Genomic DNA, 22,004 nt, shown 5'->3' with positions numbered 1-22,004 from the left:
CCGATGACCCCGATCCTCACCCAGATCGGCGAGACCGACCACGCCAAGCGTTCGCTGCCCATCGCGAGCCGCCAGACCGTCGTCGCCCACACGCGGGTCCTGCTGCGCGACCACCGGCGCCCACTCCTCTGGGTCCTCGCCCTCCACGGCCTCGCCGCGCTCGTCGGGCTCGTCGGCCCGTGGGTCGTCGGGCAGGTCGTCGAGGAGGTCACCCGCTCCGGGACCCGCGCCGCCAGCCTGCGTCGGATCGACCTCCTCATCGCCGTGCTCGTCGCCGCGATCCTCGCCCAGACCGTGCTCACCTGGCTCGCCCGCCGGGCGGCGTTCATCCTGTCCGAGCACGTGTTCGCGCGTCTGCGTGAGGACTTCGTGCGCGACGCCGTCCGCCTGCCCCTGTCGACGCTCGAGCGCGCGGGCACCGGCGACCTCGTCGCCCGCACGACCAACGACATCGACGCGATGACCCACGTCATCCGGTTCGGGATCCCGGCGATCGTCGTGTCCGTCATGACGGTCACCGCCACGGTCGTCGCCGCCGTCATCACCTCGCCGCTCGCGGCCCTGGCGCTCCTCACGCCGCTGCTCGTCCACGTCCCCTCGAGCCGCTGGTACCTCAGGCGCGCCGGTCGGGTCTACCTCTGGGAGCACGCGAGCTATGCCCGGCTCAACTCCGTCGGCGCCGAGACCATCGACGGTCTGCGCACCATGGACAACCTCGGGCTCTCGTCCGAGCGCGCCGCCCGGTTCGACGACGCGCTCGACGAGGCGGGTCGTGCCGAGCGGGTCGGCGTCGGGCTGCGGCTGCGATGGTTCCCGTGGCTGGAGATCGGCTTCTTCCTCCCCATCGCCGTGTCCGTGCTCTGGGGCGGCTGGCTCGCCTGGAACGGCCACATCTCGATCGGCGCCGCCACCGCGGTCACCCTCTACATCCAGCAGATGCTCGACCCTCTCGGCGACCTCATCAGCTGGCTCGACGAGATCCAGTTCGCCGCGACCTCGCTGTCGCGTGTCCTCGGTGTCGGCGAGGTGCCACCCGACCGCGTCGCCACCGGCGAGGAGCCGCTCGGCGAGACGATCGAGGTCGAGGACGTCCGCTACTCCTACCGCGAGGGGCGCGACGTCCTCCACGGTGTCTCACTGACCCTGCGACCCGGTGAGCGGCTCGCGATCGTCGGGCCGTCCGGCGCCGGCAAGTCGACGCTCGGCCGGCTCATGGCCGGCATCGACGGCCCCCGCACGGGCCGCGTCACCGTCGGTGGCGTCCCGCTCGTCGATCTCACCCTGCCCACGTTGCGCGGGGAGGTCGCGCTCGTGACCCAGGAGCACCACGTCTTCGTCGGCACCGTGGGTGAGAACCTCCGCCTCCCGCGCCCGTCCGCCTCCGACGACGACGTGTATGCCGCGCTCGACGCGGTCGACGCGGCCGGCTGGGTCCGGGCACTGCCCGACGGTCTCGACACCACCGTGGGCTCGGGTGGGCACGTCCTCACCGAGGCCCAGGCGCAGCAGCTCGCCCTCGCCCGGCTCGTCCTGGCCGACCCGCACACCCTCGTCCTCGACGAGGCGACCTCGCTGCTCGACCCTCGCGCCGCGCGCCACCTCGAGCGCTCGCTCGCGGCGGTGACGCAGGGCCGCACCGTCGTCGCGGTCGCGCACCGGCTGCACACGGCATACGACGCCGACCGGGTCTGTGTCGTCGAGGACGGCCGGATCACCGAGCTCGGCACCCACGACGAGCTCATCGCGCGAGACGGCGCGTACGCCGCGCTGTGGCGCGCGTGGAGAGACGAGGACTGAGGGACCGGGTCCCACGCTCTGCGTGAGCGGACTGAGGGATCGGGTCCCACGCTCTGCGTGGGCGGACTGAGGGACCGGGTCCCACGCTCTGGGAGGGCAGGCGAACCTCAGGGACGCGCGGGCACGTCCATGCCGGCCGGGTCCGACAGATGACGCAGCAGCGCCCTCTGAAGCATCCCCGCGTGGACGCCGTCGACGATCCGGTGGTCGGCGGTTGCGACGAGGACGACCGTGGGACGGACGACGACCTCGCCGTCGACGACCACGGGACGGTCCCGCACGGCGCCGACCGCGAGATAGACGGGCACGCGCGCGAAAGGCACCGCGGCCAGGTGCGCCTCGTCGAGCCCGAGGCTTCCGACGTTGGAGACGAAGGCCGTCCCGAGGGGCCGTCCGGGCTGCCCGACGAAGCCGCGACCCAGGCCGCCGGTCACCACGCTCGCCAGCCCCACGGCCGGGCGCATGGCCGCGACGGGGAGCGCTCGCAGGATCGTGCTCGACCGACGGAACGCGCGATCCTCACCGGCACGAAGGTCGCGCGCACCCTTCTCAACGGCTCGGGCGACCTCCGCGGTGGTGAGGCGGTCGACGTCGTGGACGCGCACGGGTGCCAGATCGGCGCCGTCGTCGATGTCGACCGCGAAGGCGACCGTGCAGTCCTCGATCGGGACGATCCGCCCGAACACCACCCGCGCCCTGGCCTCGGGCACCTCGCGCATGGCCCGTCCGAGGGCGGCGCCGACGACGTGGGTCAGGGTCACCCGGACCCCGTGCTCGGACCGCAGCCGGTCGACGTGGTCGAGCACGGCCGACACGTCGACCTCGACCCGCGCCGAGATCCGGCCCTCCGAGGGCGCGCGCCAGGTCGCGACGGCGATCTTGCGGCGCACGCTGCGCGGGCTCATCCCGTCGTCCCGTCGGACGCGGGCCGGGCGACGGGATCGGCGGGCGCGACGAGTGCAATGGGCGCGGCGGGCGCGGCGTGCGTGACGTGCGCGACCCCGGTGAGGGCCGCGCGGACGACGGCTCGTGGTGCGTGCGACAGCCCGGCGAGCGCTGCCGCCCGCCTCGGCAGGGTGAGACGGGGGCGCCCTGCCTCGATGGCCGCGACGACGGACCTGGCCACGTCGGCCGGCTCGAGGTCATGCAGGACCCGGGTGCGGCGCGCCCTCGCGAAGGCCGCTGCCGACGTCGGGTCCTCGACGATCCGGTCCATCATCGACGAGGCCACCGGGCCGATCTCGACGGTCAGCGTCCGCACTCGCGTGCCGCGCAGCTCGAGCCGCAGCCCGGCCATCGACGCCGACAGGGCGGCCTTCGTGGCGCCGTAGAGCGACAGGCCGGGGAAGGTGGCGACCGCGGACAGGGAGGACATCGCCACGACGGACCCGCTGTCGCGGGCGATCATCGCGGGCAGGACCAGCCGCGTCAGCTCGAGCGGAGCGGCGATGTTGAGGGCAACCGTCCGCTCGACGTCACCCGTACCGGCGTGCGCGAAGGGCCCGACCGCCTCGACCCCGGCGTTGTGCACGAGCACGTCCACCTGTCCCTGCTCCGCCACGGCGGCGGCCACGACGTCGGGCAGCGACGCGAGGTCGGTGAGGTCCGCCGGGACGGCATGTCCCCTGACCTCGTCGGCGAGCTCGAGCAGTGGCCCGAGCCCGCGGGCGACCACGGTGACCCGGGCTCCGCGGCGGGCCAGCTCACGGGCCAGGGGTCGACCGAGGGAGCCGGTCGCGCCGGTGAGGAGGACATGTCTGCCGGAGAGTCGCACCGTCACAGTCTGCGGGACCGCAGCGCTCAGACCGTCTGCAGCGCCGGCATACCGAGATCGACCCGGCGCACCTCGGGCACGGCGGGGTGGGCCGCGGGCACCGGGTCGAGCCGTCGGTAGTCCTCACCCTGCGCGGGGCGCTGGTCGGCATCACCCTTGTTGGGCCACAGCGACATCGCCCGCTCCGCCTGCGCGGTGATCGTCAGCGACGGGTTGACCCCGAGGTTGGCCGAGACCGCGGACCCGTCGACGACGGAGATGTCCGGGTGGCCCCAGAGGCGGTGGTAGGGGTCGATGACACCGCTCGTCGGGCTCTCGCTGATCGCCACGCCACCGAGGAAGTGCGCGGTGAGGGGCACGTCGAACACCTCACCCCAGGTCCCACCGGCCACGGTGTAGTCGCCGGTCACCTCCCGGAGCCGCTGCGCCACGGCTCGCATGGAGTCGTGGCCCTCCTTGATGTAGGTCGGGTTCGGATCGCCGTGGCCCTGCTGCGAGGTGAGCCGCCGTCGGCCGAACAGCCCACGCCGGCCCGACACCCGCAGCGAGTTGTCGCGCGACTGCATGACCAGCCCGATGATCGTGCGCTCGCTCCACCGCGTCGTCATCGGGAACTGCCTGAGCAGCGCCTGTGGCTCGCGAGCCAGCTCGATGAGGAACTGCACCGGGCGCGGCCACCTCGTCTCGCCGGGCACCATGAGGGTCGTGAGCAGCCCCATCGCGTTGGAGCCCGGCCCGTAGCGCACGTTCTCGACGTGCGTGTGCTCGTCCGGGTGGAACGACGCCGTGATGGCGACTCCCTCGGCGAGTCCGGCCTCGGGCTGTGGGTGCTGCGTCATCGCGCCGAGCAACGCCTCGCTGTTGGTGCGCGTGAGGTGGCCGAGGCGCTCCGAGATCCGCGGCAGCTCACCCTCGTCGCGCATCGCGTGGAGCAGCGACTGCGTTCCCCAGGTGCCGCCGGCGACGACGACGTGCCGCGCGGTGATGACCCGCGCGTCCCGGCCGCGGACCGGTCCGGTGCGCTCGTGCAGCACCCGGTGGACGGCTCCGCCGTTCCCGTATGCCGGGTCCGCACCGTCGCTTCCCGGCACGACTCCCAGCCGGGTCACCGTGCGCATCGGCTCGATGACGACACCGAGGGCCTCGGCGAGGTGGAGGTAGTTCTTGCGCAACGTGTTCTTGGCCCCGTGGCGACAGCCGACCATGCAGTTGCCGCACTCGACGCAGCCGGTGCGTCGCGGCCCGGCGCCACCGAAGTACGGGTCCTCGACCTCGACGCCCGGCTCTCCGAAGAAGACGCCGACGGGCGCCTTGCGGAAGCTCTCGGGCACCCCCATGTCGGCGGCGGCCTCGCGCCAGATCTGCTCGACCGGGCCCTCGCACGGGTTCTCGACGACCCCGAGCATCGCCGACGCGGTCTCGTAGTGCGGCGCCAGCTCGTCGGCCCAGTCGGTGATGTGGCCCCACTGCTGGTCGCGGAAGAACGCCGGGGGCGGCACGTAGAGCGTGTTGGCGTAGTTGAGTGAGCCGCCACCCACCCCGGCACCCGCGAGGATCATGACGTCGGGCAGCCGGTGGATCCGCTGAATCCCGTAGCAGCCGAGGGCCGGCGCCCAGAGGTAGTTGCGCAGGTCCCACGAGGTGCGCGCGAAGTCCTCGTCCTCGAACCGGCGACCCGCCTCGAGCATGTGCACCGTGTAGCCCTTCTCGGCCAGTCGCAGGGCGGCCACCGCACCGCCGAACCCGGTCCCGATGACGACGACGTCGACGTCGACGTCACGATCGACGGCCGGAGCCTCGGAGGGTGCAGGGCTGCCGACGTCGGGGTCGGTCCGCGTCACCGCAGCCCCACGCCCTTCATGGCGCGCAGCGCAAGAGTGAGCCCCTTGGTGTAGGTCTCCTGCGAGACGCCGGGGATCGTCGCCAGCGGGGCGAGACCGTGCTGCGCGGTGACGTTCTGGCTCTCGGTGTACTTGAGGATGCCCTCGCGACCGTGGCGCCGGCCGATCCCCGAGGCCTTCATGCCACCCATCGGCGCGCCGGTGCTCGCCCACGCGGGGATGAAGCCGTCGTTGATGTTCACCGTGCCGGTGCGGATGCGCGAGGCGATCCGGCGGGCGCGGCGCACGTCGCGGCTCCACACCGACGCGTTGAGGCCGTACTCGGTGTCGTTGGCAAGCTCGATGGCCTGCTCGTCGGAGTCGACCTCGTAGAGCGACACGACCGGCCCGAACGTCTCGCCGTCGCGGCACTCCATCTCGGCGGTGACCCCGGTGAGCACGGTGGGCTCGTAGACGAACGGGCCGATGTCGGGCCGAGCGCGACCACCGGCGAGCACGATGGCACCCTTGGCCCGCGCGTCGTCGACGTGCCGGGTCACGGTGTCGAGCTGGGCCTGCCCGACGAGGGAGCCCATGTCGGGCCCGTACTCGAGCGCGGTGCTGAGCCGCATCTCCTCAACCGCCTCGACGAACGACGTGACGAACTCCGCGTGGACGTCGCGGTGGACGAGCAAGCGCTCGGCGCTGATGCAGACCTGCCCGGCACCGTTGAAGCAGGCGCGGAGCGCACCCGACACGGCCTTGGAGACGTCCGCGTCGGCCGCGACGTACATCGAGTTCTTGCCGCCGAGCTCGAGGCTGAAGCCGACGAGGCGCTGCGCAGCGGCCACGCCGACGGTGCGGCCGGTGGGAGTGGAGCCGGTGTAGCAGACGTAGTCGGCCTGGTCGACGACCGCCTGACCAGTGGTGGACCCCGGTCCGAGCACGACCTGGAGCACACCTTCGGGCAGCCCAGCCTCGACGAGCAGCTCGTGGGCCGCGAGCGCCGTGAGCGACGTCTGCTGGTCAGGGCGTAGCACGACGGCGTTGCCGGCCATGAGGGCCGGGAGGGCGTCGGTGATCGCGAGGATGAGCGGGAAGTTCCACGGCGAGACGATGCCGACGACGCCCTTGGGGAGGTGGCTCACCACCGTCTGGGTCAGCAGCGGGAAGACCCCCATGGGGTGCTCGTCCTTGAGGTAGGACGGGGCGCGCCGGGCGTAGTGGCGTGCGGTGTTGGCCGTGTCGGCGATCTCGGCGAAGGCGTCGTGGCGCGTCTTGCCGCTCTCGAGCTGGATGAGGTCGAGGAGCTCGACCTGGTGGTCCAGCACGAGGTCGTGGAAGCGAAGCAGGATCTTGGCCCGCTGCGACAGGCTGGTGCGGGACCAGGCGCGCTGGGCCACCCGGGCCGTCGCGACGGCGACCGAGACGTCCTGCGGCGACGAGACGGGCAGCGAGGCGAGGGGCGCACCGGTCATCGGCGTGTGGCTCACGTGCTGCTCCGCCCCGGGACTCGCGACGACGCGGGAGGCGAGCCTGCGTGCGCGGCTCGGGTCCACGGCATACGTGGCGGTGGGGTCCAGCTCCGGGTCTGCGATGACGTCGGCCATTACCCCAGAGTAACCTCCGCGCGGCCCGCAGAACAGGGACGACGGTGAGACCTGCGCCCCACCCCCGCGTTCAGGAACGGGCCGGGTCAGCCGCCCTCGTAGGGCGCGACGACGACCTCGACCCGCTGGAAGTCCTTGAGCTCGGTGTAGCCGGTCGTGGCCATGGCGCGGCGCAGGGCACCGACGAGGTTGGTCGTGCCGTCGGCCACCTTGCTCGGGCCGAACAGGACCTCCTCGAGCGAGGCCACGGCGCCGACCTCGACGCGCTCGCCGCGCGGCAGCTCGGAGTGGTGCGCCTCGGGGCCCCAGTGGAAGCCGCGGCCCGGCGCCTCGGTGGCCCGGGCGAGGGCTGCGCCGAGCATCACGGCGTCGGCACCGCAGGCGACGGCCTTGACGATGTCGCCGCTCGTGCCGACACCGCCGTCGGCGATGACGTGGACGTAGCGGCCGCCGCTCTCGTCGAGGTAGTCGCGGCGGGCGGCAGCGACGTCGGCAATCGCCGAGGCCATCGGCGCGTGGATCCCGAGCGTGCGACGCGTCGTGTGCGCGGCACCACCACCGAAGCCGACGAGCACGCCGGCCGCGCCGGTGCGCATGAGGTGCAGCGCGGCGGAGTACGACGCCGCGCCACCGACGATGACGGGCACGTCGAGCTCGTAGATGAAGCGCTTGAGGTTGAGCGGCTCGGCCCGGCTCGACACGTGCTCGGCCGAGACCGTCGTGCCCCTGATGACGAAGAGGTCGACACCCGCGTCCACGACGGTCTTCCAGAGCTGCTGGGTGCGCTGCGGGGTGAGCGCGCCGGCGACGGTGACACCGGCGTCACGGATCGCGCGCAGCCGCTCGACGATGAGCTCGGGGACGATGTCGGCCTGGTAGATCTCCTGCATCCGCGCGGTCGCGAGCGCCGGCTCGAGCGTGGCGATCTCGGCGAGCAGCGGCGCCGGGTCCTCGTAGCGGGTCCACAGGCCCTCGAGGTCGAGCACGGGCAGACCGCCATGCTTGCCGAACGCCACCGCCGTCTCGGGGGACATCACCGAGTCCATCGGGGCTCCGATGACCGGCAGGTCGAAGTGGTAGGCGTCGATCTGCCACCCCACCGAGACCTCCTCGGGGTCGCGCGTGCGGCGCGACGGCACCACGGCGATGTCGTCGAAGGAGTACGCGCGCCTGGCCCGCTTGCCACGTCCGATCTCGATCTCGTTCACCCCCGGAGCCTACCCACGCGCCCGAGGAATAACGGACTGGCGTCGAAGGTTGGGGGCGGAGCACAATGCTCGGTGCGGGTGTTCCCGCGCGCCGGCAATGGAGCCGACCACACCACCCATTGCTCTGAGGAGTCCTTCCCCCGTGTCCAGTCCTGCCCACACCGAGTACCCCGACAAGATCGACGGTGCCGTCCTCAAGATCGCGGGTGTCGTCGTCCTCGGCGCCATCATGTCGATCCTCGACATCACGGTCGTCAACGTCGCGCTGCCGGACCTCCAGGTCACCTTCACGGGTGCCGACAACCCGCTGCCGTACGCCACGGTCGCGTGGACGGTCACGGCCTACACGCTCGCCCTCGCCACGGTCATCCCGCTGACCGGCTGGGCGGCCGACCGCTTCGGCACCAAGCGCCTCTACATGCTCGCGCTGCTCCTCTTCACCCTCGGGTCCGTCCTCTGCGCCGCGGCGACGAGCATCAACCTGCTCATCCTCTTCCGCGTCGTGCAGGGTCTCGGTGGTGGCCTCCTCATGCCGCTCGGCATGACGATCATGACCCGCGCCGCGGGCCCCGCCCGCATGGGCCGCCTCATGGCCATCCTCGGTGTGCCGATGCTCCTCGGCCCGATCGGTGGCCCGATCCTCGGTGGCTGGCTCATCGACAAGGTGTCGTGGCACTGGATCTTCCTCATCAACCTGCCGCTGGGCGTCGCCGCCCTCGCGTACGCCGCGTGGGCCCTGCCCAAGGACAACCCCGAGCCGACCGAGTCCTTCGACTTCCTCGGCATGGCGCTCATGAGCCCGGGTCTGGCCTCGTTCCTCTACGGCGTCTCCTCGATCCCCGACGAGGGCACCTTCGCCTCGCCCAAGGTCCTCGGCTTCGCCGGCGTCGGCATCGCGCTCATGGTGGCGTTCGTGTTCCACAGCTTCCGCCCCGAGCACCCGCTGCTCGACCTGCGGCTGTTCAAGAACAAGAACCTCACCGTCTCGATCATCACGATGTTCATCTTCGCGGGCGCCTTCTTCGGCGGCCTGCTCCTCGTCCCGACCTACCTCCAGCAGGTCCGTGGCGAGGGCGCGCTCGACGCCGGCCTCCTCGTGGCCCCGCAGGGCATCGGCGCCATGCTGACGATGCCGATCGCCGGCGCGCTCGCCGACAAGATGCCGGTCGGCCGGATCGTGCCGTTCGGTCTCGCGATCATCACCGGCGGCATGTTCGCGCTGACCCAGGTCGACGCCGACACGTCCTACTGGGGCTACCTCATCCCGGTGCTCTTCGTCATGGGCCTCGGCATGGGCGCGACGATGATGCCGCTCATGACCTCGGCCATCAAGACGCTCACGGCGCACCAGGTGGCCCGCGGTTCGACGCTGCTCAACATCAGCCAGCAGGTCGCGAGCTCCATCGGTGTCGCGATCATCTCGGTCGTCCTCACCAACGGCCTCAACAACGACCGCCTCGTCTCGCAGGCGCGCGCGTTCGGTGAGGAGTCCGCCAAGGTCGACCCGTCGCAGGTGGGCGGGCTGCTCGAGAAGTTCCCGGCCGTCGCCGAGATCCTCGGCAGGTTCCAGGACCCGGCCGCCGGTCAGGCCGCCCTGCTCGACGCGGTGCGCCACAACATGGGTGAGGTCTTCGGTGACACCTTCCTCGTCGCCGCGATCATGGTCGCCTTCACCCTCGTCTCCGCGGCCTTCCTGCCGCGCAAGCACGAGGAGAGCCACCTGCTCGACGACGAGGACGCCGCCCAGGTCGCTCCTCCGGTCATCCTCCACTGAGGTTCGACTTATTGCCCGTGTGGGCCCTTGAGCGGTCGGCGCGCCGACCCTCAAGGACGCCCACACGGGCAATAAGTCGTTCTGGGGTCGGCATGCTGGGGGCATGATGCAGGCACCGCGTCCCGGACCGCACAACGCCCTCACCGACGTCGGTGGCGTACGCGTCGGCCACGTCACCCGCGACGAGCCCGGCTGGCTCACCGGCGTCACGGTCGTCGTCCCGCCCGAGGGCGCGGTCGGCGGCGTCGACGTCCGCGGCGGCGCGCCCGGCACCCGAGAGACCGACCTCCTCTCCCCCACGTGCTCGGTCGACCGGGTCGATGCCGTCGTCCTCTCGGGCGGCAGCGCGTTCGGCCTCGCGACTGCGGACGGCGTCATGCGGGAGGCGTATGCCGCCGGGCTGGGCTGGCCGGTCGGCGAACCCACGCAGGTGGTCCCGATCGTCCCTGCCGCGGTCGTCTTCGACCTCGCCCGGGGTGGCGTCTTCGAGAACGCGCCCGGGGCCGAGGACGGCGCTCGGGCCTGGCGCGAGGCGCGTGACGGTGCGGTGGCGCAGGGCTCGGTCGGCGCCGGCACCGGTGCCCGCTCCGGCGGGCTGCGCGGCGGAGTCGGCACGGCGAGCGCCGTCGTCGACGGCGTGACCGTCGGCGCGCTCGTTGTCGTCAACGCGATGGGCTCACCCTGCGCTGCCGACGGCAGCCTGTATGCCGTCCGCTCCGGTCTCGCGGACGAGTTCGCCGACGTGCCCGCACCCGACCCGGCTCTCGTGAGAGCCCACTGGGACGAGCAGGACGCCGCGTTCGAGGCACTGCGCGCGGGAACCGCCACGACCATCGGTGTCGTGGCCACGGACGCCACGCTGACCAAGGTGCAGTGCCGCAAGCTCGCCGAGGTGAGCCACGACGGACTCGCGCGGGCCCTGTCACCGGTGCACACGGCATACGACGGCGACGCGATCTTCACCCTCGCGACGGGTGAGGTCGCAGCGCCGAGCGAGCTCGACCTGGTCCGGATCCAGGCAGTGGCAGCCGACTGCGTCACCCGCGCCATCGGGCACGCGATGCTCGCCGCGACGTCCGTCGACCGCGCCGCCGAGGGAGGGGCCGCCCTGTCGTCGTGGCGCGACCGGCTCACCGCCGGCTGAGGCTCAGCCGAAGTGGCGGATCATGAACTCCGTGTCGACGTCCTGACCACCCGTGGGGTCCGGCGGCGGCGTGACGTCCTGAGAGGTCGTCATCTGGTCGACCGTGATGCGCGGCAGGTCGACGTGCACCCTCTGCTCGAGGTCCCTCGAGGTCCCGGTGTCGGCCATCTGCGCCCTCCTGCGTCCGCTGGTGCACCCAGTGTGACGCACGAACCCTCAGCGCGAGGAGTAGTTCGGCGCCTCGACGATGCCCGAGATGTCGTGCGGGTGGCTCTCCTTGAGACCCGCGGTGGTGATCCGGACGAAGCGGCCCTTGGCCTTGAGGTCCGGCACGGTGCGCGCGCCGACGTAGAACATCGACTGGTGCAGGCCGCCGATGAGCTGGTGCGCGACGGCGCCGACCGGTCCGCGGTAGGCGACCTGCCCCTCGATGCCCTCGGGCACGATCTGGTCGTCGCTCGTGACATCGGCCTGGAAGTAGCGGTCCTTGGAGTACGACTTCTTGCCGCGCGAGCTCATGGCGCCGAGCGAGCCCATGCCGCGGTAGGCCTTGAACTGCTTGCCGTTGATGAAGACGAGCTCGCCGGGCGACTCCTCGCAGCCGGCGAAGAGCGAGCCGATCATCACGGAGTCGGCGCCGGCGACCAGCGCCTTGGCGATGTCGCCGGAGTACTGGAGGCCACCGTCGCCGATGAGCGGGATGCCGGCCGGGCCGCACGCCTGGGCGGCGTTGTGGATCGCGGTGACCTGCGGGACGCCGACACCTGCGACGACACGGGTGGTGCAGATCGAGCCGGGGCCGACCCCGACCTTGACGCCGTCGACGCCTGCGTCGATGAGCGCCTGGGCGCCGCTGCGGGTGGCGATGTTGCCGCCGATGATCTGGACGTGCCGGGTGGCCGGGTCCTTCTTGAGGCGCTCGATCATCTCGAGCAGGAGGCGCGCGTGACCGTGGGCCGTGTCGACGACGAGGACGTCGACACCGGCCTCGATGAGGGTCGTGGCGCGCTGCCAGGCCTCACCGAAGTAGCCGACGGCCGCACCGACGAGGAGGCGGCCGGAGCCGTCCTTGCTCGCGTGCGGGAACTGCTCGGACTTGACGAAGTCCTTGACGGTGATGAGCCCTGTGAGACGACCCTCGCCGTCGACGAGCGGCAGGCGCTCGCGCTTGTGCTGGCGCAGCAGGCTCGTGGCCTCGTCATGGCTGATGTCCTCACGACCGGTGATGAGCGGCGAGTGGGTCATGACGTCGCGCACGAGCGTCGTCCCCCACTCCGCGACCGGGGTGAAGCGCAGGTCGCGGTTGGTGACGATGCCGAGGAGGTGCATGCCGGCGTCGACGACCGGAAGGCCCGAGACGCGGTAGCGGCCGCACTGCTCGTCGAGCTCCTCGAGCGTGGCGTCGGGGCCGATCGTCACGGGGTTGGAGATGCGACCTGTCTGGGTCCGCTTGACGAGGTCGACCTGGTAGGCCTGGTCCTCGATCGAGAGGTTGCGGTGCAGGATCCCGAGACCACCCTGGCGGGCCATGGCGATGGCCATGCGGGCCTCGGTCACGGTGTCCATCGCGGCAGAGATGAGCGGCACCCGCAGGCTGATCTCACGGGTGAGCCGCGACGTCGTGTCGACCTCGCTCGGGATGACGTCGGTCTCGCCCGGCTGGAGCAGGACGTCGTCGTAGGTGAGGCCGAGCTCGGCGAAGGGGGCGGGGAGGCCGGACGTGCCCAGCTCGGGCGCTGCGCTCACCGCGGGGGGCGGGGTGGTCATCGGCGCCGGAGCGGCGGCTTCGGCCTCGAGGTGGGTGGGGCGGTCGACACCAAGGCTCATCCACCGATTCTAGGGCAGCGGCCCCGAAGGGCCGAACCGGCATCCGGCGCCCTGATTTTGCCAACTTCTTACTCCGCACTGACCCGGATCTTGCCAACTGGTTCCTAGCCTGACTGTGCCCACGAGGGGTGCGGCCACGAGAGCGTGCCGAGGACTCGGTACGCAGCGGACAGGAGGGGTCATGACTGACATCGCACGACTGCCCAAGCCGACGCTCGACGTCTGGGAGTGGCAGTTCGAGGGTCACTGCCGTCAGGTCAGCCCCGAGGTCTTCTTCCACCCCGAGGGCGAGCGCGGCAACCAGCGTCGCAGCCGTGACGACCGGGCCAAGGCCGTGTGCGACAGCTGCCCCGTGCTGCGGCGCTGCCGTGAGCACGCCCTCGCCTCCCGTGAGCCCTACGGGGTGTGGGGCGGCATGACCGAGGACGAACGGATCCGGGTCATCAACAGACGTGAGCTCGCGAGCTGACCGACCTCGCCGCGAGTGATCGACCGCCGGGTGACTGGGAGTGACCAGGGACATTCTCAGACACCCGGCACATCGTGCCGGGTGACCGGGCCGGATCAGGGTGTGAAGTCCCGGTCACCCGAGCATGAACGACACACCCGCATCCGCATGGATGCGGGTGCTGTCGTAGAGGGGGACGCTGCTGTCCTCCTGCGAGACGAGCAGTGAGATCTCGGTGCACCCGAGGATGACCGCACGGGCACCTCGGTCGACCAGCGAGGTGATGACCTCGCGGTAGACCTCGCGCGACTCGTCACGCACGACGTCGAGGCACAGCTCGTCGTAGATGATCCGGTGGACCTCGGCGCGCTGTCCCTCGTCGGGCACGAGCACGTCGAGGCCCTTGCCCGCGAGCCGGCCGGTGTAGAAGTCCTGCTCCATCGTGAAGGCGGTCGCGAGCAGCCCCACCCGGTCCAGACCGTCGGCGAGGATCGCGTCGGCCGTGGCGTCCGCGATGTGCAGCAGCGGCAGGCCGCAGCCCTTCTCGAGCTCCTCGGCGAGCTTGTGCATCGTGTTGGTGGCGAGCAGGAGAGCCTCGGCGCCACCGCGCTCCAGACCCCTCGCGGCCTCGGCGAGCACGGCGAGGGTGGCGTCCCAGTCGCCGTCGTGCTGCGCCCGGGCGACCGGTGCGAAGTCGACGCTGTGCAGGAGCAGCCGGGCCGAGTGCAGCCCGCCGAGCCGGTCCGCCACCCCGCGGTTGAGGAGCCGGTAGTAGCTCTCCGTGCTCGTCCAGCTCATCCCGCCCAGGACTCCCAGCATGCGCATGCCTCGCACCCTAGGCCACCGAGCCGGACACCTATCCTTGCCGCGTGACCCCCATCGAGATCCCCATCGCCGGCGAGAGCATCAGGCTCGGCCAGCTCCTCAAGTTCGCCTCGGTCGTCGAGGACGGCGCCGACGCGCGTGCGGTCATCGAGGCCGGCGAGGTCGAGGTCAACGGCGAGGTCGACACACGCCGCGGCCGCCAGGTGCGGCCCGGCGACACGGTCACCTACGCCGGCGAGACCTTCGCGGTCGTTGCCGAGAGCTGATCCACGGAGTCCGCGTCAGGGGGCGGGCGGCATGCACCGGATGAGGGTGACGTCCCCGCCCACGGTGACGTCACCGGCGCTGTGCGGCACGAGCAGCACGTCGCCCTCACGCACCTCGCGTGCCCCGTGCCTCGTCGTGAGCGTTCCGGAGCCGCGGACCACGACGACGGCGGCGTATGCCGCGTCGACCGTGACGGCGCCCGTCACCGGCCGCACGACCTCGGCCCGGAAGAAGGCGCTCGCCTCGTCGGGGAGTGCTGCGCCCGAGCCCTCGACGTCGCTCCACCGGGTGCGCAGCGAGGCGAGCCGGGCCGTGTCGACGGGACCGTGGTCGACGCTGCGCAGGGCGAGCGGACGCTCGAGACCGAGGAAGGCGTGGTCGAGCTCGAGACCGAAGCGCTCGTGCTCGAGCATCACCGAGAAGTCGGTGGGCTCCTGGAGCTCGAGGATGAGGACGCCCTCGCCGATGGCGTGGGGCTGGCCCGCGGGGACGAGGACGGAGTCGCCGGCGGAGACCTCGATCGGGTTGAGCGCGGCCAGGAGCCGCTCGTCCTGGGCGTCGACGAGCCCGGCGAGGTCGTCGTCGGAGAGCTCGTCGCGGAAGCCGACCCACACGGTCGCGCCCGGTTCGGCGACGAGGACGATCCACGCCTCGGTCTTGCCGTGGTCGCAGTCGAGGTGGGCCGCCGCGAACTCGCGGCTCGGGTGCGAGTGCACCGGCAGGCGCTCGCCGCTGTCGAGCAGCTTGGTGAGCAGGTTGGGGTCCCCGCCGAAACGCGCGACGTGCGCCTCGCCGAACCAGCCGCGGGCGTCGGACGCGAACGCGTCGGGGAGCTCGACCCCACCCTCGAGGGTCGTCACTCCCCCGCCGCCCTCGGCGAAGAGGCGGGCGGTGGAGCCCACCCAGTCCTCGGGACGGTAGCCGTCGAAGTCCTCGGGGACCTCCAGTCCGCGGAAGGCGAGGATGCGCTCACCACCGCGGTAGAAGCGATGGGGGGTGTTGGCTGCCAGCGTGGCGGTCGCGGCCGGCTTCGTGGTGGTGGAGGTGTCGGTCATGGGAGTGCCTTCCGTGCACGAAGCGATGCGGGGAGCCGCCCCGACTCGCGGACGACGAGTCGGGTGGGCATGACGACGGTCTGGGCCGGCGACTCGTCGCCGAGGAGCCGTGCGAACAGCTGGAGGACGGCCTTCTGCCCGATCGAGGTGGGGTCTTGGTGGACGACGGTGACGGCGGGCTCGATGAGGTCGGCGAGCTCGAAGTCGTCGTAGCCGACGAGTCCCATCTCGATGCCCACCTGACGCATCGCGTGAAGCGCGTTGAGCGTCACGCGGTTGTTGCCGGTGATGACCGCGGTGATGGGGGTGCGTTCGCGCGACCACGCGTCGAGCCGGGTCGCGAGCGTCTCGACGGTGTGCGGCCCCATGGCGATCCGCGTGTCGCCGGGCAGGCCGAGCGCGTCGTGGATCGCGACGAAGGACTCGCGCCGCTGGCGGGCCGTCCAGAACTCCGCGTCGTCACCGAGGAAGGCGATCCGCCGGTGCCCGTTGGCGACGAGGTGTTCGACGGCACTGCGGACCCCACCGGGGTTGTCGCTGATGACGGTGTCGCACGGCTCGCCGCGCACCGGGCGGTCGACGTAGACGATCGGGGTGCCGCTCGCCGCGACCGTCGGGTCGGTGGCCGGGCGCTCCCCCGCCGGGACGACGACGAGGCCGTCGACGCGTCGATTGATGAGGCCCTCGAGCACGACGCGCTCACGGGTCGGGGAGCCCTCGGCGGAGGCCGTGATGAGCTGGTACTGGCGGATGCGCGCCTCCCGCTCCACGGCGGCGCCGATCTGGGAGTAGAACGGGTTCGCGAGGTCCTCGACGACGAGGGCGATCGTCTGGGTCCGGCCCTGTCGCAGGATCCGGGCGCCGTCGTGGCGCATGAACCCGATGCGGTCGATGACCGCACGCACGCGCTGCTCGGTGTCGCGGCGCACCCCCGGCTCACGGTTGACGACCCGCGACACCGTCTTGACGGAGACGTGGGCCTCCGCCGCGACGTCGGCCATGGTCGGCCGCGCCGATGTCCGCTTCCCTGACAACGCTGTCACAGGGTCGATCTCACCAAAAAGCGTGGGGCGGGGCAATGTGGCGCGAGCGCCACGGGCGCTCCCGCACCGGTCTTGTCCGATCGTCTGTCTCCACCGGACAAGGACGGGGTCTCGCATTGCGGGGCGGACGGCATACCGACAGGGTCGGGAGGGACGTCGGTCAAGGGTGACCGACCCTGCGTGGGCGAAGAGCCCGGAGGAAACATGCGCCTGACGACCGCCGTCCCACGAGGGCTGACAGCCGGAGCCCTCGCCCTCGCACTGGGCGGAGCCACAGCCGCCGGTGCCTACGCCGCACCACCAGCGGGGGCGCCGGCTGCGCCCGCCACACCGAGCGCAGCCGCCGAGGGCGGCGCGTGGTCGACCTCGTTCGAGGACGGGCAGCCCCAGCCCCTGGCCTCCACCGTCGAGGTCGACGGCACGGGCCCGCGCCAGCAGAACGTCACCGGCGGGGTTGCCGCGGACGGCAGCCTGCTCGGCTCGGTCACCGGCATCACCGCGAGCGCCGAGAACCCGCCGGGTGAGGTCGCCTCCAACCTCACCGACTCCAACCCGGACACCAAGTGGCTCGCGTTCGCGACGACCGGGTGGGTCCGCTACCAGCTGTCCGCCCCCAAGCGCGCGTTGACCTGGTCGCTCACCTCCGGCAACGACGCACCCGAGCGCGACCCCAAGGACGTCACGCTCCGCGGCTCCACCGACGGCACGACGTGGACCGACCTCGACCGACGCACGGGTCTGGCCTTCGCCTCGCGTGGGCAGAAGCAGTCGTTCACCGTGACGACCCCGGGCGACTACAGCTACTACCGCCTCGACGTCACCGCCAACAACGGCGGCCCGATCGTCCAGCTGGCCGACTGGGGCCTGTTCGGCGAGATCGACCCGAGCGAGCCCACGGCCTCGCCGATGGTCTCGACCGTGGGGTCCGGCCCGCGCTCCGGCTTCAACATCAAGTCGCTCGTCGGCTGGACCGGCGTGAAGTCGCTGCGCTACGGCGGGTCGCACACCGCCGCCGGACGCGGCTTCGCGTGGAACCGGCTCTTCGACGTGGACGTGCCGGTGGGCGACCGCTCGCGGCTCAGCTACAAGATCTTCCCGGACATGATCTCGGGTGACCTGACCTACCCGTCGACCTACACGGCCGTCGACCTGCGTTTCACCGACGGGACGTTCCTGTCGAGCCTGGGCGCCACCGACATGCACGCCACACCGGCCTCCCCCAACGGCCAGGGCGTGGGCAAGATCCTCTACGCCAACCAGTGGAACTCGGTCGAGATCGACCTCGGCACCAAGGCCGCGGGCAAGACCATCGACGCGATCCTCCTCGGCTACGACAACACCGCGAAGCCGACCGCCGAGACGAGGTTCGGTGGGTGGGTCGACGACGTCAAGGTCGACCCGGCCCCCGCCACGCTGGATCGGACGAGCCCGACGTATGCCGTGGACATCCGTCGCGGGACCAACTCCTCCGGCTCCTTCTCGCGCGGCAACAACCTGCCGATCAGCGCCGTACCCAACGGCTTCACGTTCTTCACCCCCGTGACCAACGCGAACTCGCAGACCTGGCAGTACGACTACCAGGCCGGCAACAACGCGCAGAACCGCCCGACCCTGCAGGGCCTGGGCATCTCGCACGAGCCCTCGCCGTGGATGGGTGACCGCAACCAGATGTCGGTCATGCCCTCGATCACGCAGGGGGTCCCCACCGGCAGTGCGAGCGGCCGGGCGCTGGCCTTCGACCACAAGGACGAGGTCGCCCGACCGGACCACTACCGGGTCCACCTCGACGGCGGCATCATCGCCGAGACGGCCCCGGCGGACCACGGTGGCGTCTGGCGCTTCACCTTCCCGCAGTCGGCCCCCAGCGGCAGCCTCGTCGTCGACACCGTCGACAACAACGGCTCGTTCACCGTCGACCCCGCGGCCGGCACGATGACCGGCTGGGTCGACAACGGCAGTGGCCTGTCCGTGGGTCGCAGCCGGATGTTCGTCTACGGCGTGTTCGACCGTGCGGCCAAGGCCACCGGCACCGCGCCGTCGGGCCACACCGGCACGCGCTACGCGACGTTCGACACGACCACCGACCGTGACGTCGAGCTCCGCATCGCGACCTCGTTCATCTCGCTCGACCAGGCCAAGGCCAACCACGGCCTGGAGCTCGCCGGACGCACGTTCAGCGACGTCCAGGGCGCGGCCAAGGCGATGTGGGACAAGCGACTCAACGTCGTCGAGGTCGAGGGCGCCAACGAGTCCGAGATCCGCACGCTCTACTCGAACCTCTACCGGCTCAACCTGTACCCGAACAGCCAGTTCGAGAACACCGGCACCGCCTCGGCGCCGCGCTACCAGTACGCCAGCCCGGTGTCCGGCAAGACCGGCACCGCCACCCCGACCAACACCAACGCCGCGGTCAAGGACGGCAAGATCTACGTCAACAACGGCTTCTGGGACACCTACCGGACCGTGTGGCCGGCCTACTCCCTCCTCTACCCGGAGATCGCGGCCGAGATCGCCGACGGCTTCGTGCAGCAATACCGCGACGGCGGCTGGGTCGCCCGCTGGTCCTCGCCGGGCTACGCCGACCTCATGACCGGCACGAGCTCGGACGTCTCCTTCGCGGACGCGTTCGTCAAGGGCGTCCCGCTGCCCGACAAGATGGGCACCTACGAGGCCGGGCTCAAGAACGCCACCGTGCTGCCGCCGTCCTCGGGCGTCGGTCGCAAGGGGCTCGCGTCGTCGATCTTCCTCGGCTTCACGCCGGAGAGCACCCACGAGAGCGTGTCGTGGGGCCTCGAGGGCATGGTCAACGACTTCGGCATCGGCAACCAGGCCGCCAAGCTCGCGACCGACCCCTCGGTCCCGGCGGCCCGCAAGGCCACGCTCCGGGAGGAGTCCGAGTACTTCCTCAAGCGGGCGACCGACTACGTCAACCACTTCAACCCCGAGACCGGCTTCCTGCAGGTCCGGGACGCGGGCGGTGACTTCGCCGAGTCCTACGACCCCGAGGTCTGGGGCAACGGCTACACCGAGACCAACGGCTGGAACTTCGCGTTCCACGCGCCGCAGGACGGCAACGGCCTGGCCAACCTCCTCGGTGGCCGTGAGGCGATGGCCAAGAAGCTCGACACCTTCTTCACGACCCCCGAGACCGGCACCAAGCCGGGCAGCTACGGCGGCATCATCCACGAGATCATCGAGGCGCGCGACGTCCGCATGGGCATGTTCGGCATGAGCAACCAGGTCTCGCACCACATCCCGTACATGTACAACTACACGGGCAAGCAGTACCGGACGGCCGAGAAGGTGCGCGAGATCCTGCGTCGCCTCTACGTCGGCAGCGAGATCGGCCAGGGCTACCCGGGTGACGAGGACAACGGCGAGCAGTCGGCCTGGAACACCCTCTCCTCGCTCGGCATCTACCCGCTCCAGGTCGGGTCGCCCCAGTGGGCCGTCGGGTCGCCGGCGTTCACCAAGGCGACCGTCCACCGCACCCAAGGTGACCTCGTCATCAACGCCCCGAACAACTCGGACGAGAACATCTACGTCCAGGACCTCAAGGTCGGCGGCAAGAAGCACTCGGGTGTCTCGATCGCGCACAGCGACCTCGCCGGGGCGACGACGATCGACTTCGCCATGGGCGCCAAGCCGTCCGACTTCGGGTCCAAGGCCAAGGACGCTCCCCCGTCCCTGACCCAGGGCGACGACCTCCCGGCCCCGCTGCGGGACGCCACCGGCCCCCGCCGCGGCACCGCCTCGGCCTTCGGTACCGCGACGTCGAGCGACGCGCAGGCGCTGTTCGACAACTCGTCGACCACCGGCACGACGTTCACCATCCCGACGCCCACCGTGACCTACGGACTGAGCGGCATCGGCCAGCGGGCGACGTTCTACACGCTCACCAACGGCGCCCAGGCCGGCGACCCGTCGGCATGGCGGATCGAGGGCAGCAACGACGGGGTCAAGTGGAAGACCCTCGACACGCGCACCAACGAGGCCTTCACCTGGCGGACGCAGACCCGTCCGTTCAAGATCGACAAGCCCGGGACCTACACGTCCTACCGGCTCGTCGTGACCCGCAGCGCGGGGACCCCGACGCTCACCGAGGTCGAGTTCCTCACCGACGGGTCCAAGGCCGAGCGCACCGACGTCAAGGTCACCGCGTCGGACGACGACGAAGGGCTCGAGGGCCAGCCGGTCTCCGGCGTCGTGGCCACCTTCTCCGGCGGCAAGGGCTCGACGGCCGCGGACTACACCGCCTCGGTCGACTGGGGCGACGGCACGACGAGCCCGGGCCAGATCAAGGCCGGTGAGCTCGGCTCGTACACCGTGCGCGCCCAGCACACCTACGCCGAGCCGGGCTACTACGAGCCGGTCGTCACCGTGACGGACAAGAAGGGTGACGTCTCGGCGGTCGGAGGGGTGACCGTCCACCAGGCGGTCGTCCCGTCGTACGCCAGCGGGTTCAACCTCGTGTGCATCGGCAACCCCGGTGAGGAGAGCACCTGCGACGGTGACCAGGCGGGCGTCTCGCGTCCGGCCCTCACCGCGGCGGGCGCCTCTCCCGGCAAGCTCCTCACCGTGCCCGGCACGGACCTGCGGTTCTCGATGCCGGCGATCCCCGCCGGTGAGAACGACAACGCCACCGGTGCCGGGCAGGCCCTGCCCGTGAGCCTCGCCCCGGGCGCCACGAAGCTGAGCCTCATCGGCACGGCGACCCAGAAGGACCAGGACACGACCGGGACGGTGACGTTCACGGACGGGACGAGCACGGCATACAAGATCCAGTATGGAGACTGGTGCGGCTCGGCGAAGTTCGGCAACACGATCGCCGTGGAGATGACCTCACGGCTCAACGGGACGAGCACGGACGGCTGCCACCTCAAGCTGTTCGCGACCGCGCCGCTGACCATCCCGGCCGGCAAGACCGTGCAGTCGGTGACGCTGCCGACCCAGACGGGCGACCCGCACGCCAACGGCCGGATCCACGTGTTCGCCGTGGCCGACAACGGGACGCCGCTCGCGGTCGCCCCGGCCACCGGCGCCACCGCGAAGTCCGGCACCGCGTCGACGGTCACGCTCGGCACGGTCTCCGGCGGCGTCCCGGCCGCGGGCGGCTACACCGCCCGGGTCGCGTTCGGTGACGGCAGCGCCACCGCCGACGCGAAGGTCACCGTGGCGGCCGACGGCACGGCCACGCTCAGCGGGACCCACACCTGGGCCACCGCCGGGACCTACACCGTGAGGGTGCTCGTCGGCGACAGCCGCAACGACGTCCTCGCGACCGTGGCGGTCACCGTCACCTGACACCCCGACTTATTGCGACTTCGCAGAGTTGTGAGCGCAGCGAGCCGCTCTGCGAAGTCGCAATAAGTCGCACAGGAGAACCGCAGAAACGCGTATGCCGCGTGCGTC

General features: G+C 71.4%; 16 protein-coding genes. 6 read left to right on the top strand and 10 right to left on the bottom strand.

Annotation, left to right across the window (positions count from 1 at the left end; all coding sequences use genetic code 11):
* The first annotated feature begins 3 nt into the window (after nt 1–3).
* Nucleotides 4–1,797 carry an ABC transporter ATP-binding protein gene (locus ACSQ11_RS09640; protein ID WP_436004914.1) on the top strand — a complete coding sequence of 598 codons (1,794 nt, stop codon included), beginning with the start codon at nt 4–6 and terminating at the stop codon, nt 1,795–1,797.
* 107 nt (nt 1,798–1,904) lie between these two features.
* On the opposite strand, the gene ACSQ11_RS09635 is transcribed toward ACSQ11_RS09640, so the two are convergent.
* From ACSQ11_RS09635 to ACSQ11_RS09615, 5 genes are all read right to left on the bottom strand, one after another.
* A complete protein-coding gene (locus ACSQ11_RS09635; RefSeq protein ID WP_436004913.1) occupies nt 1,905–2,702 on the bottom strand; it encodes a 2-oxo acid dehydrogenase subunit E2 in 798 nt (265 codons plus the stop codon).
* Complete coding sequence (locus ACSQ11_RS09630; RefSeq protein ID WP_436004912.1) at nt 2,699–3,571, bottom strand: SDR family NAD(P)-dependent oxidoreductase; 873 nt, start codon at nt 3,569–3,571, stop codon at nt 2,699–2,701. The genes ACSQ11_RS09635 and ACSQ11_RS09630 overlap by 4 nt, the downstream gene beginning before the upstream one ends.
* A gap of 26 nt (nt 3,572–3,597) precedes the next feature.
* Complete coding sequence (locus ACSQ11_RS09625) at nt 3,598–5,412, bottom strand: GMC oxidoreductase (RefSeq protein WP_436004911.1); 1,815 nt, start codon at nt 5,410–5,412, stop codon at nt 3,598–3,600.
* The gene (locus ACSQ11_RS09620) at nt 5,409–7,001 is read right to left on the bottom strand and encodes a succinic semialdehyde dehydrogenase (protein WP_436004910.1); all 1,593 of its coding nucleotides are present in this window, start codon (nt 6,999–7,001) and stop codon (nt 5,409–5,411) included. Before ACSQ11_RS09620 ends, ACSQ11_RS09625 begins: the two co-directional genes overlap by 4 nt.
* Nucleotides 7,002–7,087: 86 nt before the next feature.
* On the bottom strand, nt 7,088–8,209 hold the full coding sequence (locus ACSQ11_RS09615; RefSeq protein WP_436004909.1) for a GuaB3 family IMP dehydrogenase-related protein: 1,122 nt from the start codon (nt 8,207–8,209) through the stop codon (nt 7,088–7,090).
* A 142-nt stretch (nt 8,210–8,351) separates the two neighbouring features.
* On the opposite strand from ACSQ11_RS09615, the gene ACSQ11_RS09610 reads away from it, so the two are divergent.
* A complete protein-coding gene (locus ACSQ11_RS09610) occupies nt 8,352–9,983 on the top strand; it encodes a DHA2 family efflux MFS transporter permease subunit (RefSeq protein WP_436004908.1) in 1,632 nt (543 codons plus the stop codon).
* A 103-nt stretch (nt 9,984–10,086) separates the two neighbouring features.
* Entirely contained in the window at nt 10,087–11,127 is a 1,041-nt protein-coding gene (locus tag ACSQ11_RS09605; RefSeq protein ID WP_436004907.1) for a P1 family peptidase, read from the top strand.
* Between the two features lie 3 nt (nt 11,128–11,130).
* Here ACSQ11_RS09605 and ACSQ11_RS09600 read toward each other — a convergent pair whose 3' ends face one another.
* The gene (locus ACSQ11_RS09600) at nt 11,131–11,295 is read right to left on the bottom strand and encodes a hypothetical protein (protein WP_436004906.1); all 165 of its coding nucleotides are present in this window, start codon (nt 11,293–11,295) and stop codon (nt 11,131–11,133) included.
* A 48-nt stretch (nt 11,296–11,343) separates the two neighbouring features.
* Entirely contained in the window at nt 11,344–12,894 is a 1,551-nt protein-coding gene (gene guaB / locus ACSQ11_RS09595; protein WP_436006745.1) for an IMP dehydrogenase, read from the bottom strand.
* Between the two features lie 241 nt (nt 12,895–13,135).
* On the opposite strand from guaB, the gene ACSQ11_RS09590 reads away from it, so the two are divergent.
* Nucleotides 13,136–13,423 carry a WhiB family transcriptional regulator gene (locus ACSQ11_RS09590; protein WP_436004905.1) on the top strand — a complete coding sequence of 96 codons (288 nt, stop codon included), beginning with the start codon at nt 13,136–13,138 and terminating at the stop codon, nt 13,421–13,423.
* A gap of 114 nt (nt 13,424–13,537) precedes the next feature.
* On the opposite strand, the gene ACSQ11_RS09585 is transcribed toward ACSQ11_RS09590, so the two are convergent.
* The gene (locus tag ACSQ11_RS09585; RefSeq protein ID WP_436004904.1) at nt 13,538–14,227 is read right to left on the bottom strand and encodes an aspartate/glutamate racemase family protein; all 690 of its coding nucleotides are present in this window, start codon (nt 14,225–14,227) and stop codon (nt 13,538–13,540) included.
* A gap of 44 nt (nt 14,228–14,271) precedes the next feature.
* Between ACSQ11_RS09585 and ACSQ11_RS09580 the strand changes: the two genes are divergently transcribed.
* Nucleotides 14,272–14,493, top strand: coding sequence for an RNA-binding S4 domain-containing protein (locus ACSQ11_RS09580; RefSeq protein ID WP_436004903.1), 222 nt, complete (start codon nt 14,272–14,274; stop codon nt 14,491–14,493).
* A gap of 15 nt (nt 14,494–14,508) precedes the next feature.
* Here ACSQ11_RS09580 and ACSQ11_RS09575 read toward each other — a convergent pair whose 3' ends face one another.
* Complete coding sequence (locus tag ACSQ11_RS09575) at nt 14,509–15,549, bottom strand: class I mannose-6-phosphate isomerase (RefSeq protein ID WP_436004902.1); 1,041 nt, start codon at nt 15,547–15,549, stop codon at nt 14,509–14,511.
* Nucleotides 15,546–16,550: a LacI family DNA-binding transcriptional regulator gene (locus ACSQ11_RS09570; RefSeq protein ID WP_436004901.1), complete on the bottom strand. Its 1,005-nt coding sequence runs from the start codon at nt 16,548–16,550 to the stop codon at nt 15,546–15,548. Before ACSQ11_RS09570 ends, ACSQ11_RS09575 begins: the two co-directional genes overlap by 4 nt.
* Before the next feature lie 246 nt (nt 16,551–16,796).
* On the opposite strand from ACSQ11_RS09570, the gene ACSQ11_RS09565 reads away from it, so the two are divergent.
* Complete coding sequence (locus tag ACSQ11_RS09565; RefSeq protein ID WP_436004900.1) at nt 16,797–21,896, top strand: GH92 family glycosyl hydrolase; 5,100 nt, start codon at nt 16,797–16,799, stop codon at nt 21,894–21,896.
* Nucleotides 21,897–22,004: the final 108 nt, after the last annotated feature.

This window comes from Knoellia sp. LjRoot47 (assembly GCF_964253435.1).
In the GTDB taxonomy this organism is placed as follows: domain Bacteria; phylum Actinomycetota; class Actinomycetes; order Actinomycetales; family Dermatophilaceae; genus Knoellia.
Note: the sequence above shows the minus strand (reverse complement) of the source record. Positions and strands in the feature narration are given on the sequence as shown.